At 72.0% G+C, this 16755-nt stretch carries 12 protein-coding genes; 2 read left to right on the plus strand and 10 right to left on the minus strand.

The window, feature by feature from the left end; genetic code table 11:
• Positions 1 to 6: 6 nt before the first annotated feature.
• The 8 genes from ACWEVP_RS29540 to ACWEVP_RS29575 form a co-directional block, all read right to left on the minus strand.
• Positions 7 to 474, minus strand: coding sequence for a hypothetical protein (locus tag ACWEVP_RS29540; protein ID WP_452065837.1), 468 nt, complete (start codon positions 472 to 474; stop codon positions 7 to 9).
• A gap of 20 nt (positions 475 to 494) precedes the next feature.
• Positions 495 to 1337, minus strand: a complete 843-nt coding sequence (locus tag ACWEVP_RS29545; RefSeq protein ID WP_452065838.1) for an ESX secretion-associated protein EspG — start codon at positions 1335 to 1337, stop codon at positions 495 to 497.
• 152 nt (positions 1338 to 1489) lie between these two features.
• A complete protein-coding gene (locus ACWEVP_RS29550; RefSeq protein ID WP_452065839.1) occupies positions 1490 to 2413 on the minus strand; it encodes a ketopantoate reductase family protein in 924 nt (307 codons plus the stop codon).
• A gap of 83 nt (positions 2414 to 2496) precedes the next feature.
• Positions 2497 to 3186 (minus strand): flavin reductase family protein, encoded by a 690-nt coding sequence (locus tag ACWEVP_RS29555; protein WP_452065840.1) that lies wholly within the window; start codon positions 3184 to 3186, stop codon positions 2497 to 2499.
• A 93-nt stretch (positions 3187 to 3279) separates the two neighbouring features.
• Positions 3280 to 4089: an FAD binding domain-containing protein gene (locus tag ACWEVP_RS29560; RefSeq protein ID WP_452065841.1), complete on the minus strand. Its 810-nt coding sequence runs from the start codon at positions 4087 to 4089 to the stop codon at positions 3280 to 3282.
• Positions 4086 to 4556 (minus strand): (2Fe-2S)-binding protein, encoded by a 471-nt coding sequence (locus tag ACWEVP_RS29565; protein WP_452065842.1) that lies wholly within the window; start codon positions 4554 to 4556, stop codon positions 4086 to 4088. The genes ACWEVP_RS29560 and ACWEVP_RS29565 overlap by 4 nt, the downstream gene beginning before the upstream one ends.
• Entirely contained in the window at positions 4553 to 6817 is a 2265-nt protein-coding gene (locus tag ACWEVP_RS29570; RefSeq protein WP_452065843.1) for a xanthine dehydrogenase family protein molybdopterin-binding subunit, read from the minus strand. The genes ACWEVP_RS29565 and ACWEVP_RS29570 overlap by 4 nt, the downstream gene beginning before the upstream one ends.
• A gap of 43 nt (positions 6818 to 6860) precedes the next feature.
• The gene (locus tag ACWEVP_RS29575; protein ID WP_452065844.1) at positions 6861 to 7613 is read right to left on the minus strand and encodes a sulfite exporter TauE/SafE family protein; all 753 of its coding nucleotides are present in this window, start codon (positions 7611 to 7613) and stop codon (positions 6861 to 6863) included.
• Between the two features lie 251 nt (positions 7614 to 7864).
• On the opposite strand from ACWEVP_RS29575, the gene ACWEVP_RS29580 reads away from it, so the two are divergent.
• Positions 7865 to 10876, plus strand: coding sequence for a discoidin domain-containing protein (locus tag ACWEVP_RS29580; RefSeq protein WP_452065845.1), 3012 nt, complete (start codon positions 7865 to 7867; stop codon positions 10874 to 10876).
• Positions 10877 to 10946: 70 nt separating this feature from the next.
• Positions 10947 to 11993, plus strand: coding sequence for a LacI family DNA-binding transcriptional regulator (locus tag ACWEVP_RS29585; RefSeq protein ID WP_452065846.1), 1047 nt, complete (start codon positions 10947 to 10949; stop codon positions 11991 to 11993).
• Here the strand turns inward: ACWEVP_RS29585 and ACWEVP_RS29590 are convergent.
• Both ACWEVP_RS29590 and ACWEVP_RS29595 read right to left on the minus strand, forming a co-directional pair.
• Complete coding sequence (locus ACWEVP_RS29590; protein WP_452065847.1) at positions 11936 to 14857, minus strand: glycoside hydrolase family 3 C-terminal domain-containing protein; 2922 nt, start codon at positions 14855 to 14857, stop codon at positions 11936 to 11938. The two genes, ACWEVP_RS29585 and ACWEVP_RS29590, sit on opposite strands and share 58 nt — an antisense overlap.
• Positions 14854 to 16560: a discoidin domain-containing protein gene (locus ACWEVP_RS29595; protein ID WP_452065848.1), complete on the minus strand. Its 1707-nt coding sequence runs from the start codon at positions 16558 to 16560 to the stop codon at positions 14854 to 14856. Before ACWEVP_RS29595 ends, ACWEVP_RS29590 begins: the two co-directional genes overlap by 4 nt.
• Between the last annotated feature and the right edge of the window lie 195 nt (positions 16561 to 16755).

The following is a 16755-nucleotide window of genomic DNA, read 5'->3' on the forward strand; positions in this document are numbered from 1 at the left end:
TCTCCCTCAGCTCTGGTCGGCGGTCGGGAGCGAGGTCAGCGTCGCGCGCGTGGTCTCTTCCCGGGACTTGTAGTTCTTCTTGGCCAGCTTGATGGCTTCGATGTAGGTCGGGAACTCCTGGCGCGCCGCCTGCAGCTGGGTGACCAGGCCGTTCTCGTCGGCGGCGGTGTTCACCATGTGCGCGGAGACCCACTGGCCGGTCGCGGTGCGGCTCATCGCCGGCGCGTCGTGCAGCCGCTGCAGGTTCGCCCACCGCTGCTCGAGCGACTCGAGGACGCCTTCGAGGGCCTCGATCAGCTGGTTGCCGGTGGTGTCGTCGATGGCGAAGCCGCCGGTCTGCGCGAGCCGCTTCAGCTGGGCGCCGGCGAGCCCGACGCGGACCGCGGCCATCGCCTTCTGCGCGGGGTCGGCGGCGGTCTGCATCTGCGCCGTCGCCTGGAGAGCCTGGGCAACCGCCTGGGTCTCTTCCGTCATCAGGACTGTTCCCTTTCCGGTCAGTACACCGCGGCGATGGCGTCGCGGATCGCGCGGGCGAGGTCGGCCCGCCCGGCCGGGACGTACTCGGCGGTCAGCTCCCCTGCCTCGCCGGTCGTGGTGCGCACCAGGTAGCGGCCGTCGGCGGTGTCCAGCCAGCTCAGCGGGTCGCTCGCGAGCCGCTCGCCGCGCCTGCCCTGCGCGGTGACGGCGATGTGGCCGCCGCCGAGCCGCGGTTCGGCGAGCACGCGTTCCAGCACGGCGACGTCCGACGGCTTGGGCGCCGGCGGACGGCGGCCCGGCCGCACCACGGCCTTGACCTCGATCATGCCGAAGGCGTCGGTCTCTTCTTCGTCGAACTCGGCGTCGGCGATCCGCTTGGCCGTCATGGCCGAGACCTCGCGCCCGGCCGCGCGGTGCACCACGTGCCTGCCGGTGGTCGCGGCCGGGGCGGGCGGCAGCACGCCGGTGACGACCTCGACCAGCTCCTCGTCGGCGAACAGCGAGAACAGCAGGTCGTCGGTGTCCGGGGCCTGGGTGATGCCGAGCGCCTGGGCGCCGTCGGTGACCACGAGCACGGCGACGTCGGCGCCGAGGCCGTCGATCCCGCTGACGGCAACCGAAACCCGCGGCTCGGCCAGCAGGTCGAACGCCGTCCGCACGCCCGGGTGCAGTTCGCCCGACACCGAAAGCCGTCGCTCCTCGAGCGCGTCGTACACCTGGCGCGCGACCCGCACGAACCGCACCGGGTCCGCCGGGAGGTTGCCCGCGCGCAACGGGTACCGCCGGATGTCGCCGCCGGTCGCCTGGCCGACGACGAGGGCTTCGACGACCTCGAGGACGAACTCGAACCTGTCCGCCATTTCCCCTCGCTGCATTTCGTTCGTCAAACCCTCAAGCAACTTTCCTGCCGAAGGTTAGCAGTGCCCGGGAAGCCCGCGTCGGCGCCGCCACGCGGGTGCCCGAAAGACCACGATCCCCGGCCTGTGCGGGCAAAGCGCGCTCGGTGATCTTTTCACCCGATGCGGTGCTGGTGCACGCGCAGCTGGAGGGTGACGAGATCCAGGAGCGGCGTCGCAACACCCAGCTCACGGGCACGCGCGGTGAGGTCGCCGAAGATCTGCTCACCCTCGACCGGGTGACCGCCGAGCAGGTCGCGGTACAGCGAAGATCCCCCCATCGCGGGGTCGGTGACGGTCTTCCGGGTGGCCGCGAGGTCGGCGGCGGGAACGGGGTACCCGGCGGCCGCGGCGACGGCGGCCGCTTCGGCCACGACGGCTTCGGCGAACTCCGCGCCGCCGGGGACGGCGACGACCTCGCCGATGGTGCTGCGCATCAGGCTGTTCACGGCCCCGATGGCGGCGATGAACACCCATTTCGCCCACATGGACTCGGTGATCCGCTCGTCCAGGGCGGCGGCGAACCCGGCGTCCTTCAGTGCGGCGTCGACGTCGGCGAGTTTCCCGGGCGCCGGCTGGGTGCGGGCGCCGTAGGCCAGGCTCTGCAGCGGGCCGAGCCGCCGGATGGCGCCTTCGTCGTCGATGGTGGTCTGCACCTTCGCGACGCCGCCGAGCACGGCGTCCGGACCGAAGCGCTTGTCCAGGGCGTCGATGTGCGCGAGGCCGTTGAGGAACGGCAGGATCAGCGTGCCGGGGCCGACGGCGGGGGCGAAATCGTCGATGGCCGAGGCCAGGCCGGTCGCCTTCACGGCGAGCAGGACCAGGTCGTAGGTGCAGTCGAGGGAGCCGGTCTCGGCGAGCACCGGGGCGAGGACGGTGTCCTCACCGAGGCCGACGATCCGCAGGCCGCGTTCCCGCAGCAGTTTCGCCCGGGCGGGCCGCACGAGGAAGGTGACGTCGCGGCCGGCCTGCGCCAGCCGTCCGCCGAAGTACCCGCCGGTCGCGCCGGCGCCCACCACGAGAATCTTCGAGTCGCTCACGAGTCGACGCTACGCCTGCCGCAAGGGTGTCCCAGTCCGCGGAATGAGTGCCGGATTCGTCCGGTACGACCGGGAGCCGGAACTCAACCGCGAGCCCCCACGGAACGCGCCCGATCGATATCCGGCCCCCGGTACAACCGTTCGGGAATCCGAGCCAAAGTGGACGGATGAACCTGCGGCCCCAACCCGTAGAGCTTCTGGAAACTCATGATCAACGGCCGCCAAGCGTCCGGATCGATGTGGTCGGCGCTCCCCGGCACCCGGATCGAGTCGTGCACGAACACCCGCTGCACCCGCACCTCGATCGCCACGATCCCGCCACGCTGCGAAGGATCCTCCTCGGCGACCGGGTGCACGGCCTCGACCACGGCCTCCATCGCCACCGGACACTCGGCGACCCGAGGCGGCGCGACCGTCTCGGACGCGACAGAAGTCAACCCCGCCCGCGAAAACTTGTCCGCGACGTGGAAGTACCCCCGCTTCACCTTCCCGGGCGGCACCGGATCCGATCCCGTCGTCAACGCCAGCCGGTCGACCGCCGCGGCCAGCTCGTCCGATGGCAGGTTCAGCACGCATTCGCGGGTGCGCAGCAGGTTCTGGGTCGTCTTGGACCGGGCCCCGAGCCCGAGCACCGCCCGCCAGCCCAGCCAGAACGCCGAGGACATCGGCGCCAGGTTGGCCGAACCGTCTTCGTTTTCACTGGATATCAGCACGACCGGCGTTCCGAAGTACAGGATTCCGGGCTCGATGGGCGTGTGCGCAGAAGTCTTCACGCCTCGATCCTGCCCACGGCGCGAAAGCCGGGCTGGCGGGAATCGGCCGTCGCGATCACCGGCGCCGCGAACGGCGCCGGTGATCGGCTGACGTCAGCTCGCGGCCGTCAACGCCCGCCTCGTGAGCACCCGCGCCAGGTGGCGGCGGTACTCCGCCGTCGCGTGGGGCTCGTCGGGCGGGTTCGTGTCCGACGCCGCCAGCGATGCCGCTTCGGCGATGGACTCCCCCGCCGCCAGCGCCGACTCCGTGGCCGTCGCCCGCAGCGGGACGCCGCCCATGTTGACCAAGCCGACCCGGCCGCCGACGACCGCCACCCCGACCATCGCCCAGTCGATCGCGCGGCGGGTGAACTTCTCGAAGCCCCAGCCCAAGCCCGTCTGCCGGGGCAAGCGGACCTCGATCAGCAGCTCGTCCGGCTCCAGCGGCGTCGTGAAGGGGCCGAGGAAGAACTCCGGCGCCGGGATGCGCCGCTCCCCCGCCGGGCCGCGCGCGACCAGGACCGCGTCCGATGCCAGGATCGCCGCCGGCAGGTCCGCCGCCGAGTCCGCGTGCGCCAGCGAGCCGCCGATCGTGCCGCGGTGGCGGACCTGGCGGTCGCCCACCGAAGCGGACACGTGCGCCAGCAGCGGCGCGTGCTCCAGCAGCACCGGGTCCCGGGAAAGGTCGCTGTAGCGGGACAATGCGCCGATCACGACGTCTTCGCCGTCGAGGCGGACGTACCGGAGCTCGTCCACCGGCCCGATGTCGATCAGGTACTCCGGCGCCGCCAGGCGCAGTTTCATCAGCGGCAGCAGGGAATGCCCGCCCGCGAGGACCTTCGCGTCGTCACCGTGCGCGGTGAGCAGCGACAACGCCTCGTCCACTGTGGACGCTCGCTGGTACTCGAACGCAGCCGGGATCACCGGTCCACCTCCTGCCCCGAGGCGTCGATCACGGCGCTGACGATGTTGTGGTAGCCCGTGCAGCGGCACAGGTTGCCCTCGAGCCCGGCGCGCACCTCGTCGCGCGTCGGCTTCGGGTTGTCGGCCAGCAACGACACCGACGCCATGATCATGCCCGGCGTGCAGAACCCGCACTGCAGGCCGTGCTGCTCGCGGAACGCGCGCTGCACCGGGTGCAGCTCACCGTCCGAACCGGACAGTCCCTCGACGGTCGTGACGGCGTGGCCGTCGGCCTGCGCGGCCAGCACCGTGCAGGACTTGACCGACTCGCCGTCGAGCAGCACCGTGCAGGCACCGCACGACGTCGTGTCGCAGCCGATGTTCGTGCCGGTCAGCCCGGCGGTGTCGCGCAGGAAGTGCACCAGCAACGTCCGGTCCGGCACCTCCTCGGCCACCGGCCGCCCGTTGACCTCGATCGAAACCTTCACCGCTGGTTCTCCTTGCCTGCTTCTTCCAATGCGGCCCAGACCCGGATCGGGGTCGTGGGCATGTCCAGGTGCTTGACACCGCGGGCCGAAAGCGCGTCCACCACGGCATTGTGCACCGCGGGCGTCGACCCGATGGTCGCGGCTTCGCCGATTCCCTTGACGCCCAGCAGGTTCCGGTCGGTCGGGGTGGCCATGTCGACCAGCTCGAAGTCCGGCAGCTCCACCGCGGTGACGAACGAGTAGTCCGCCAGCGTCGCGGTCGTCGGGTTGCCGTCGTCGTCGTAGGTGACGACCTCCATGAGCGCCTGCGCGGCGCCCTGGCCGAGCCCGCCGTGGCGTTGCCCGCGGAAGGTCAGCGGGTTCACGATCGGGCCGGCGTCGTCGACCGCGATGATCCGCCGCAGCTCGACCTTGCCGGTCTCGGTGTCGACCTCGACGACGGCGAGGTGGGCGCCGAACGGGAACGTCGGCTTGCCGCCGCCGAACCAGACGTCGGCCGAGAGCTTGCCCTCGCCGGCCGTCTCGGCGACCTGCGCCCAGCTGAGCACGGTGCTCGACGGCGCGCCGCGGACCTGCCAGACCCCGCGCTCGGCGTCCAGCTCGAGGTCTTCCGGCGCGGCTTCGAGCAGGTCGGCGGCCAGGTCCCGGGCCTGCGCGATGACCTCGTCGGCGGCCTGGCGGATCGCCGACCCGCCGAGCTGCAGCGACCGGGAGCCGAACGTGCCTACGGCCTTGGGCACCTCGTCGGTGTCGCCGTGGCGGACCGTGATCTTCTCCAGCGGCACGCCGAGCTGGTCGGACAGCAGCATCGCCAGCGACGTCCCGAGGCCCTGGCCGTGCGGGGAGCTGCCGGTCCAGGCGACGACCGAGCCGTCCGGGTGGATGTCGACGCGGCCGCTCTCGCCACCGCCGTCACCGCCGGTGATCTCGACGTAGGCGGCGATCCCGAGGCCTAGCTCGACGGGCTCGCCGGCGTCGCGGCGCCGTTTCTGCTCGGCGCGCAGCTCCGCGTGGCCGGCGCTCGCGAGGACCTTGTCGAGCGCCGCGGCGTACTCGCCGGTGTCGTAGGACGCGCCGGTCGGCGTCCGGTACGGGAACTCCTCGGGCCGGATGAAGTTGACGCGGCGGACCTCGGCCGGGTCCAGCCCGATTTCGGCCGCGAACACGTCCATGGCGCGCTCGACCGCGGCCGTCGCCTCCGGGCGGCCCGCGCCGCGGTAGGCCGCGATCGGCGTCGTGTTCGTGACGACCGCGCGGCTGCGCGTCTCCACCTTGGGGAACCGGTAGACGCCGACGGCCATCAGCTCGGTCAGCGTCGGGAGGAACAGCGTCCGCGGGTAGGCGCCGGCGTCCTGGACGACGTCGAGGCGGTAGGCGAGGACGGTGCCGTCGCGCTTGCCGCCGATGGTCACGGTGTTCTGCTGGGCGCGGCCGTGCGTCATCGAGGTGAGGTTCTCGCTGCGCGACTCGACCCAGCGCACGGGCCTGCCGATCTCCTTGGCGGCCCAGCCGAGGACGGTCGCCTCGGGGTCCGCGCCGATCTTCGCGCCGAAGCCGCCGCCGACGTCCGGGGCGATCACGCGCACGCGGTCTTCGCCGACGCCGAGGCTCATCGCCAGCTGCGTGCGGGCGATCTGGGCGTTCTGCGTGGAAAGCCAGACCGTCAGCCGGCCGTCCTCGCCCCACGCGCACGAGGCGCCGCGGCCCTCGAGGGGCGCGGGGGCGACGCGCTGGTTCACGATCGCCTGCGTGACGACGACGTCGCAGCCTTCGAAGATCGACTCGTCGAACTCCTGGGCGCCGTTGACCTGCATGATGTTGCTGTCCCGATCCGGGTACAGCAGCGTCTCGCCCGCCAGTGCCGCGTCGATGCTCGCGACGGCGTCGAGGGGGTCGTAGTCGATGTCGACCAGCTCGGCCGCGTCGGCCAGCTGGTAGCGCTCTTGGGTGAGGACGAGCGCGACGGGCTCGCCGACGTAGCGCACCACGCCGTCGGCCAGCCACGGTTCCTTCACCGGCCCCGCGTCGTGCGGGTCGAGGCCGAGGTCGGCGGCGGTGAACACGCCGAGCACCCCCGGCGCCGCCGTCGCCTCGCTGACGTCGATGTTTCCGATCCGCGCGTGCGCGACCGGACTGCGCACGAACACCGCATGCGCGGCGCCGGAAAGCGCTTCCTCCCGCAGATCGTCCACGTAGGTGCCGCCCGCGGTGATCAGGTTCCGATCCTCCTGGCGGACCACCCTGGTCCCGACAATGCTCATCTGGTCTCCTGCTCGCCGATACCCCGCCGATCATGCCCTGTTTTCAGGAGAACGCCAGCACCACGGCGAGTCCGAGCCCGGCGATACCGATTCCGATGCGCAACGGCGTCGCCGGGAGGCGGCGGACGAGGTTCGAGCCCAGCCACGAGCCGGCGAGGGAGCCGAGGCAGACGGCGAGCGCGGCGGCCCAGACGACCTTGCCGGTGCAGGCGAAGACGATCGCGGCGAGCAGGTTCGCCGAGCCGGTGACCAGGTTCTTCGCGGCGTTCGTCCGGGCCAGGGACTGGCTCCAGACGGAGACGAGCAGCGCGAGCATGAGCACCCCGGCGGCGGCGCCGAAGTAGCCGCCGTAGACACCGATGAAGAACGCGGCGACAGCGGTGGCCGGGCTCAGGCCGTGGTGTTCGGCGCCTTCGGCCAGCCGGCGCAGCCGCGGACCGGCGATGAGGACGATCGAGGCACCGCCGATCAGCCACGGGACGATGGCGGTGAAGGCATCGGATGGGGTCAGGAGCAGGACCAGGCCGCCGCACGCGCCGCCGACGGTGGTGATGAGGCAGAGCGGAACGAGTCGGGCGCGCTGGCCGGCGAGTTCGGGACGCGCCCCGGCGGCGGCTCCGGCGGTGGTGCCGAGCATGGCGACGGTGTTGGTGACGTTCGCGGTGACGGGCGGCAGGCCCGCGGCGAGGAGGGCGGGGTAGGAGACGAGTGAGGCGAGCCCGGCGGTCGCCCCGGTCAGGCCGGCTCCGGCTCCGGCCAGGACGAGGAGGAGGAAGGTGCCGGGGTCGGTGATCACGTTGTCATCTCAGCACGGGCGGAGCTGGTAGGCCGCAGTGAGCTTGCTTTCACCGCGCCGAAGCCGGTCGTGAGTGAGAAACAGGATTAGAACACTGTTTCCCACTCACGACGGGGTGGGTATAGGCCGTTATACGAATTACCTTGGCCTTGTCCGAAACCGGACGGGATCCGCCACCAGCCTTGCCCCGCGACCGGGAGCCGTCACAGAATCCGCGCTGACAAGGTTGTCATCGAGCGGAGACCGAGACCATGGGTGAGTTCAACCGGCGGAACGCACTACTCGGCGCGGGCGGCGTCGCGGCACTGCTGACCTCGGGTCTGCTGCCCAGCGTCGCCCGAGCCGCAGGGAAGACACCGACGGCGCCACCCGATCCCGTCGCCGCCACCTACCTGCGCGTTCTGCTCCGGCACACCCGCTGGGCCGAGCAGCAGTTCGACACGAAAGCCGGGATCTACCCCGCGAAGGACTTCACCTTCGCCGTCGTGCTCGGCAACGCCCTTCTCCTGACCCGCGACGGCTACGACCCCGCCATCGCCGGCGTCGAAAAAGACCAGCTCAAAGCCCACACCCTCGCCACCATCAAGCACTTCGCCGCGTCCAACCTGCTCGCCGGCGGCACCGAATGGGGCCGGAAGCTCTTCTTCGACACCACCTTCCAGTCCTACTTCCTGCTCGCCGCCCGTCTACTGTGGACAGACCTCGACGACACCACGAAACAGCACGTCGACCGCATCACCACCGGGCAAGCCGCCTACACCACCGCCCTCGGCACCAAGGACGACCCGGCCTCCGGCAGCTGGACCCCCAACGGTCTCGAAGGCGGCTTCCAAGGCGACACCAAGCTCGAAGAGATGGGCGTCTACGCGCAATCACTCGCCCCCGCGCTCGCGTGGGCGGCCCAAGACCCACGAGCGAAAGACTGGCGAGACGCCTTCGGCACCTGGAGCCGCAACGAAGGCGGGCTCCCGGCGGCCGACCTCGCCAACCCGCGGCTGGTCGACGGCAGGCCTGTCAGCGCCAACACCGCCACCAACCTCCACGACACCTTCCTCGTCGAGAACCACGGCTCCTTCGGCCCGCACTACCAGGAGGAGCTCTGGCGCACCTCCGGCCGCAACGCGATGCACTTCCTCGCCGCCGGCACGCCGCTGCCCGAGGTCCTCACCGCCCAGCCGAACGGCGAACTCCTCTGGCGCACCATGCTGCTGATGACCAGCGACGCCGGCGAACCGCTGATGCCGATGGTCGCCGACCGCGAGCACCTCTACGGCCGGGACGTCATCCCGCTCGCCTTCCGCGCCCAGGTCCTCGGCGACCGCCACGCCGCCTACGCCGAGGCCCAGCTGGCCGCCCGGCTCGAGCCCTATCAGGCCTACGCGCCCGCCGACCGGATCACGAAGTTCTCCGGCGAACCCAAGTACGAGCCGGAAGCCCGGGCCGAACTCGCCATCAGCTACCTCCTCCACGAGTGGCGCGCCCGGCAGCGTCCGATCACCCCGGTCACCAAGCAGGAGTTCGACACCCACGCCGCCGGGGCCGCCGACTTCGGGGCCGGTCCCGGACTGCTCGCCCACCGCTCCCCCGCCGCCTGGGCGGGCACCGTCACCAAACCCGGCTTCGTCAAGTTCGCCTGGCAGCCGCACCACGACGACTGGCTCTTCGTCCTCGGCGGCGCCAACCCGATGCTGCTGCCGGCCACGGACATCGCCGTCCGGGAACGCCACGCCACCACCTACGCGAAGGTCCGCGACGGCTTCGACGGCACCGTCGGCGTCCTCCGCTTCGACACCGGGTACGCCGCCTTCGCCACCCTTCCGACCGGGGCCGCCGTGTACGCCAGCACCGGCGTCGCCGAGGGCGAAGGCGTCCTGAACGTCTACAACCTCGCCATGCCCGGCGTGCCGGGCCTCGACGGCGACCGCACCTACACCGCCGCCGAAGGCACGGTGACGATCGGAGCGCGGACGGCGGGCGTCCGGACCGACGACCTGACGTTCGCCCCGGTCACCGCCCGGCACGTCCGCATGCTCGGCATCCAGCCGGACCCGCAGTACGGCTACTCGCTCTGGGCCTTCGAGATCCGCGACGGCGACGGCCCGGACCTCGCGCGGACCGGAACCGCTTCGGCGTCCTCCGCGAGTACCGGCAAGGAAGCCGGGTACGCCAACGATGGCGACGCCACCACCCGCTGGGCGGTGTCCACATCGGACCGGCCACGCGCCGACAGCTGGCTCGCGATCGACCTCGGCGCACCGCGGACGTTCGATCGGGCCAGGCTGAGCTGGGAAGCGGCCGCCGGGCGGAAGTACCGCGTCGAGACCTCCGAGGACGGCGTCACCTGGACGACGGCGGCGACCTACCCGACTCCCGCGCTCAGCAGCACGAAGGGCCGGCTGGACATCGACGGCCGGGCCGGGATCACCGTCGCCGGCCCGAACCCGCTCACCGTCACCGGCGACCGCGTCACGCTCTCCGACGGCCCGGCCGCGCCCTTCGTCGCCGAGCTGCGCCCCGGTCCCGCCCAGCCGGCCGGCCGGGTCGCCACGAGCGCGGCCGCGATCGAAGCCACCGTCACCGACGGCTTCCTCGTCCTGCTCAACCTCGCCGGCGCGGCGGCGAGCGGCACCCTGCCCCTTCCGGGGAACCGGCTCTACCGCGGCGAGCAGACCACCACCCGCACCGGCACGGAGTTCTCCTTCGCGCTGGCCGCGGCGGAAGGCCGCATCGAACCCCCGCGGTTCACGCTCAAGGCCCCGCCCGGGGTGAAAGCGGTCGTGCGCGACGCGAGCCGGGTCGAGCTCACCGCGCCGGCCGGGCTGCTGCCCGTGCTCGTCACCGTGATTCCGGACGGCGGTCGCGCGCGGGCCGTGCTGCTGCCGCCGCGCCGGACCGTGCCGGTCGTCTTCGGCGACGTCCGCCCGTACCCGCTGGCCGACCGCGCGCTCGGCCGGACCACCTTCCCCGCCGAGCCCCTGCCGCCGGGGATGTCCAGCCCCGCCGCGGCCGTCGACGACGACCCGGCGACGGCGTGGCGACCGGGCCCGGACGGCCGGATGGTCGTCGATCTCGGGGCGGTGACGGCGGTTTCCGCCGTCGAGCTGGCCTGGACCCGCGGCCGGGTGCCCGTCGCGACCGTCGAAACCAGCGTCGACGGCATCACCTACGCGGCCGCGAGCGCGGGTCCGGCCCGCTACGTGGCCGTCCGGACGCGCTGGAAGACCGGCGACGCGGGCCTTTCCCGGCTGTCTGTCCGGACTTGATCGATCTCGCACCGCTCGCGGTGGCCCCGAGGGCGAGTACCTTTGCAGCACAGGGCCCCCGGGAGGACGGATGCGCGTCACGATCGCCGAGGTCGCCCGCCGGGCGCGGGTGAGCAAGACGACCGTGTCGCGGGTGCTCAACAACAAAGCCGATGTGGACGCGGCCACCGCGATCCGGGTGCGCGAGGTGATCGCGGCGACCGGGTACATCCCGAGCGCCGGAGCGGTCGGGCTCGCGCGCGGCGTGACCCGCACGGTCGGGATGCTGGTGCCGGGCCTGACCTGGCCGTGGATGGGCGAGGTGCTGCAGGGCGTCGCCGACGTCGTGGAGGCCAAGGGGTACGGCCTGCTGCTGTCCACGGCCAACCGCGGGACCGAATCCCTCGGCGAGTTCTCCCGGCAGGTGTCGGCGAAGGCGTTCGACGGCCTGCTGCTCGTCGAACCGCCGGACGCCGTGCGGCACCTGCGTGTGCTGCACGATTCCGGGCTGCCGGTGGTGGTGATCGACGACCGCGGGCGGCGGCCCGCGTTCCCGTCGGTGGGCACGGACAACCGGCAGGGTGGCGCCGCCGCGGCCCGGCACCTGCTCGACACCGGCCGCACCCGGTTCGCGGTCGTGACCGGGCCGCGCGACTTCGGCTGCACCACCGACCGCCTCAACGGGTTCAACGACGTCGTGCGCGAAGCCGGGCTGACGCTCGACCCGCGCCTGATCATCGAAGGCGACTTCACGAGCGAAAGCGGCGAGGCCGCGATCCTCCAGCTGCTGGCCACCGGGCCGGAGTTCGACGCCGTCTTCGCGCACAACGACCTCACGGCGGCCGGGGTGCTGGCCGGGCTCCGGAAGTACGGGCGCGCGGTGCCGGGGGACGTCGCCGTGGTCGGGTTCGACGACATCCCCCTGGCCGCGCACACCCAGCCGGCGCTGACGACGATCCGCCAGCCCCTGCGGGAGATGGGCGAGACGGCGGCGCGGCAGCTGCTCGACCGGCTGGGTGGGGCGCCCCGGCCGGACGAGCCGCTGATCGTGCCGACGTCCCTGGTGATCCGCGAATCGACTCAGGAGACGGTCAGCGCCGCCGACAGCGGGACGTTGCGCGAGGAGTCCCCCACGTAGACGCGGTACTGACCGGCGTTGGTCGTCCACGACCCGGTCCAGTGCGCGAGGTCCCGCGGCGTGAGCGGGAACGACACCTGCGTGCTTTGCCCGGGGCCGAGCTGCACCTTCCTGAACCCCTTCAGTTGTTTCGGCGGTTCACCGTTCCCGCTCGGCTGTCCGACGTAGAGCTGGACGACGTCGGCGCCCGCGCGGGTGCCGGTGTTGGTCACCGTCGCCGTCACGGTCGCGGTGCCGTTCGTGCCCTGCGGTGTGACGACCAGGTTCGAGAACCCGAACGTCGTGTACGACAGGCCGAAGCCGAACGGGAACAGCGGGTCGAGGTTCCGGCTGTCGTACCACCGGTAGCCGACGTTGAGCCCTTCGGAGTACTCGATCCGGTCGTTCGCGCCCGGGAACTGCTGGACGTTCGCCGTCGGCAGGTCGGCGATCTGCTTCGGGAAGCTGATCGGCAGCTTGCCCGACGGGTTGACGTCGCCGTAGAGCAGCGACGCGAGCGCGTTGCCGTTCTCCTGGCCCGGGTACCAGCCCTCGATCACCGCGGCGACCTTGCCCAGCCACGGCATGGTCACCGCCGACCCCGTGTTGAGCACGACGACCGTGCGCGGGTTGGCCGACGCGACGGCGTCGATCAGGTCGTTCTGCTGGTTCTGCAGGTCGATCGTGTCGAGGTCCTGCGTCTCGGACTCGCCGTAGCTGGCGAACACGATCGCGACGTCCGCGGTGCGGGCGGCCGCCACCGCACCCGGGATGTTCGGCGTCTGCACGTGCTCACCCGCCCCGTCCACATAGGACACCGTGACGCCGGAGCCCGCCCTGGCCTTGATGCCGTTGATCGGGTTGACCGACGCCGGCGACGGGTTGACCTTGGCGCTGCCGCCGCCGATGTTCTGCGGGTCGATCCCGTCGCCGCCGGACAGCGCGATCGACTTGACCGACGAACCCAGCGGCAGCACCCCGGTGTTCTTCAGCAGCACCGACCCGGCCGCGGCGACGTCCCTCGCCGTGGCGACGTTCGCCGCGTTCGTCACGACCGACTGCGGGGTGCCCCGCCGAGCCCGGTCGAAGACGCCGAACCGGAACATCTGGGTCAGCACCCGCCGGACCATGTCGTCGACGCGGGCCTGCGTGACTTCGCCGCGGGAGACGGCGTCGAGCAGGCCCTGGCCGAAGAACGCGCCACCGGGCATCTCCATGTCGAGCCCGCCGTTGGCCAGCTGCCGCGGGCCGCCGGAGGCCGAACCCCAGTCGGAGCCCACGAACCCGCCCCACCCGGCGTCCTGCTTGATCGCCGTGGTGAGCACGCCGCTGTTCTGGCACGCCGGGACGCCGTTGATCTGGTTGTAGGCGCACATCATCGACGCGACCTGGCCCTGGCTCGCCACCTGCTGGAACGCCGGCAGGTACAGCTCGTGCAGGGTCCGGTCGTCGATGATGACGTTGTCCGACGGCGTCCCGCGCGACGCCCCGGCCTCGACGTTGTACGCCGCCGCGTGCTTGGCCTGCGCCAGCACGCCCTGGCTCTGGATGCCCTGGATCGTCGAGGTCCCGGCCGCGCCGGCGAGGTAGGGGTCCTCGCTGTAGGTCTCGAAGTTGCGGCCCCAGCGCGGGTCTCGGACCAGGTTGATCGTCGGGCCGAGGGCGATGTCGACGCCCTTGCCCGCGAACTCGGCACCCATCGCGGTGCCGTAGCGGTTCATCAGCCCGGTGTCCCAGGTCGCGGCGGCCGACACCGGCGCCGGGAACTGCGTGACGCCGTCGAGGCCGTCACCGACCCCGGCCGGGCCGTCCTGCAGGCCGAGTGCCGGGATGCACAGCTCCGGCACGGCGTCGGTGTTGCCGATGTACGGCCCGGTCGCGCCGTTGCCGTGCAGCACCTTCACCTTCTGCTGCGCCGTCATGGCCGCCATCAGCTGGTTCACGCGGTCGGCGACCGGCGCCGTGGAACCGACCCACGGGCAGCCACCCGGGTTGGTGGGCGTGGTCGTCGGCGGGGCGCTGTCGCTGGTGTGCACCGCGAACTCCCACAGCGAGACACCCCACTGGGTGGCCCGTGCGGTCGCGTTCAGCCGGACGTAGCGGGCGGTCCCGCTCACCGCGGGGTGCTCGGTGCCGCCCGCACCGGCCACGGTGGCCGCCGTCGTCCACGTCGAGCCGTTGGTGGACAGCTGGATCGTGTACGCGCTCGCGTACGCCGCCTCCCACGTCAGGTCCACGCCGCAGACCGGGCGCGCGCTGCCGAGGTCGACCTGGATCCACTGCGGGTCCGCGGCCAGGCTCGACCAGCGGGTCCCGCCGTCGCCGTCGAAGGCCGCCGACGCCGGGAAGGCGTCGGATTGGACGCTGGAGGCCGTCGCCGGTTGCCGCAACGCCGCGTTGGCGCTGCCGCACGCCTGGGCCGATCCGTCGCCGTAGACCTGGAACTCCCACAGCGACACACCCCACTGGGTGGCCCGCTGGGTCGTCGTCAGCCGGACGTACCGGCCGGTGCCGGACACCGGCAGCGTCTGCGTGCCGCCGGTGCCCGTCGTCGTCGAGTACACAGTGGACCACTGGCTGCCGTCGGCCGACGCCTGGAGCGTGAACGCCTTGGCGTAGGCGGCCTCCCACTGCAGCACGACCTGGTTCAGCGTGTGGGACGCGCCGAGGTCCACCTGCAGCGTCTGCGGGTCGGCGGCCAGGCTGGACCAGCGGGTGCCCGGGTCGCCGTCCACCGCGGCCGACGCCGGGAAGGCGGCGTTCTCGGTGGACGACGCGGTCACGGCGTGCCCCTGCGAGAGCAGCGCCGGAGCCGCCTGGGCGGTGAACAGCGGCACGGTGAGCAGGCCCACCGCGACCACCGCGCCGAGGGCGAGCCGCTTCACTGGTAGACCCGCACGTAGTCGATCACCATATCCTGCGGCAGCACGGTCCCCGCTCCCGGCGGGCCGGGGAAGTCGCCGCCGATGGCGTTGTTGAGGATGAGGAAGAACGGGTGGTCGTAGACCCACGGCCCGCGCGTGCTCTCCACGGTGTCGCGGTTGATCGTCTCGAAGGCGTTGCCGTCCACGGAAAAGGTCATGTGGGTGGCGTCCCAGTCGAGGCCGAACTTGTGGAAGCCCGCGGAGACGTCCTGGCCGAGGTCGAGCGGGGCGCCGATGCCGCCGGCGCCGTTGTACGCGGGGGCGTGGATCGTCGAGTACGCCAGGTTCGGCGACTTGCCGACGTGCTCCATGATGTCGATCTCGCCGCAGTTGGGCCACGGCGTACCGCTGAAGAAGTTGGCGCCCAGCAGCCAGAACGCGGGCCACAGCCCCTGCGTGCCGGACACCTTGATGTTCGCTTCGACGTGGCCGTAGGTGAAGCTGAACTTGCCCGCGGTGTTGATCCGGCCCGAGGTGTACTGGCACGTGCCGCTGCCGCTGATCGGGTCGACCGGGCACGCGCTGCCCGGAGTGGCTTCGCGGCGGACCTGGATGACGAGGTTGCCGCGGCCGTCCTGCTTGGCGTTGTTGTTGTTCGTGTAGTACTCGAGCTCGTTGTTGACGCCGGGACCGGTCTCGGCGGTCCACTTGCTCGCGTCCGGGGCCGCGCCCGCGGCGCCGTTGAACTCGTCGCTCCAGACCAGCGTGCCCGGGAAGTGCGGGGCCGGCGGGGCGGGCGGCGGCTGCGTCGGGTTGCCGCCGGTGCCGTAGACGTCGAAGCCCCACAGCGAGTAGCCGTAGCCGTTCGAGCGGGCCGTGCCGTACATCCGAACGTACCGCCCGGTTCCGTTGACGGTCAGCGTCTCCTTAAAGCCCTTGCCCGTGGTCGTCGAGTAGATCGACGTCCAGTTCGCGTTGTCGTTCGACACCTGGATCTGGTACGCGACGGCGTAGGCCGGGTCCCACTGGAGCACGACCTGGTGGACCGCCGCGGTGGCGCCGAGGTCGACGGTGATCCAGCCCGGGTCGACCCAGCCGGTGGTCGCGCTGGTCGCCCACCGCGTGCCCGGGTCGTGGTCGAACGCCTTGGCCGGGAGGCAGCCGGGGCACGCGCCGTCGTCCTGGGAGGACGATGCCGTGCCGGGTTTGCCGTAGGACAGCAGGACGTCACCGGGCTGGGTCGTGCCGCCTCCGCCGTAGACCTGGAACTCCCACAGCGAATAGCCGTACTGGGTGGCTCGCTGGGTGCCGGTCAGCCGGACGTACCGGCCGCTGCCGGTGACGTTCAGGGTCTGGTTGCCGCCGGTCGCGGTGGTGGTCGAGTACAGCGACGTCCAGTTCGCGCCGTCGGTGGACGCCTGGATCGTGAACGCCTCGGCGTAGGCGGCTTCCCAGTTCAGCACGACCTGCGACAGCTGCTGGGCGGAGCCGAGGTCGACCTGGAGGTACTGCGGGTCACTGAAGCCGCTGGACCAGCGGGTGCCGGGGTCGCCGTCGACGGCGGCCGACGCCGGGAACGCGGCGGACTCGGTCGAGGACGCCGTCACCGGGCGGCCTTGGGAGAGCAGGACGGGCGCCGCCTGCGCCACCGGGGCGGTGAGCAGGGCGGCCAGGGTCAGGGCGAGGACGGCGAGGACCCGGATCCTCGGCGTGCGGCGTTGCATGGGCACCTCCACGGCGAACCGGCGCCGGGGCGGCCTTGCCCCGGCGCGGATCGGCTCACGTGGTCGCCGGCGCGGGTGTGGGTCCCGGCCGTCGGCACGCTCTTACTTCAGGATATAAATAAAGAGCCGTAAAATGTCAACGGTCCTGCGCCGGGTGGTCGCGGACCAGCGCGAGGACTGGTCCGGGTGAGGAGA

The sequence above is a fragment of the Amycolatopsis sp. NPDC003865 genome (assembly GCF_053605345.1).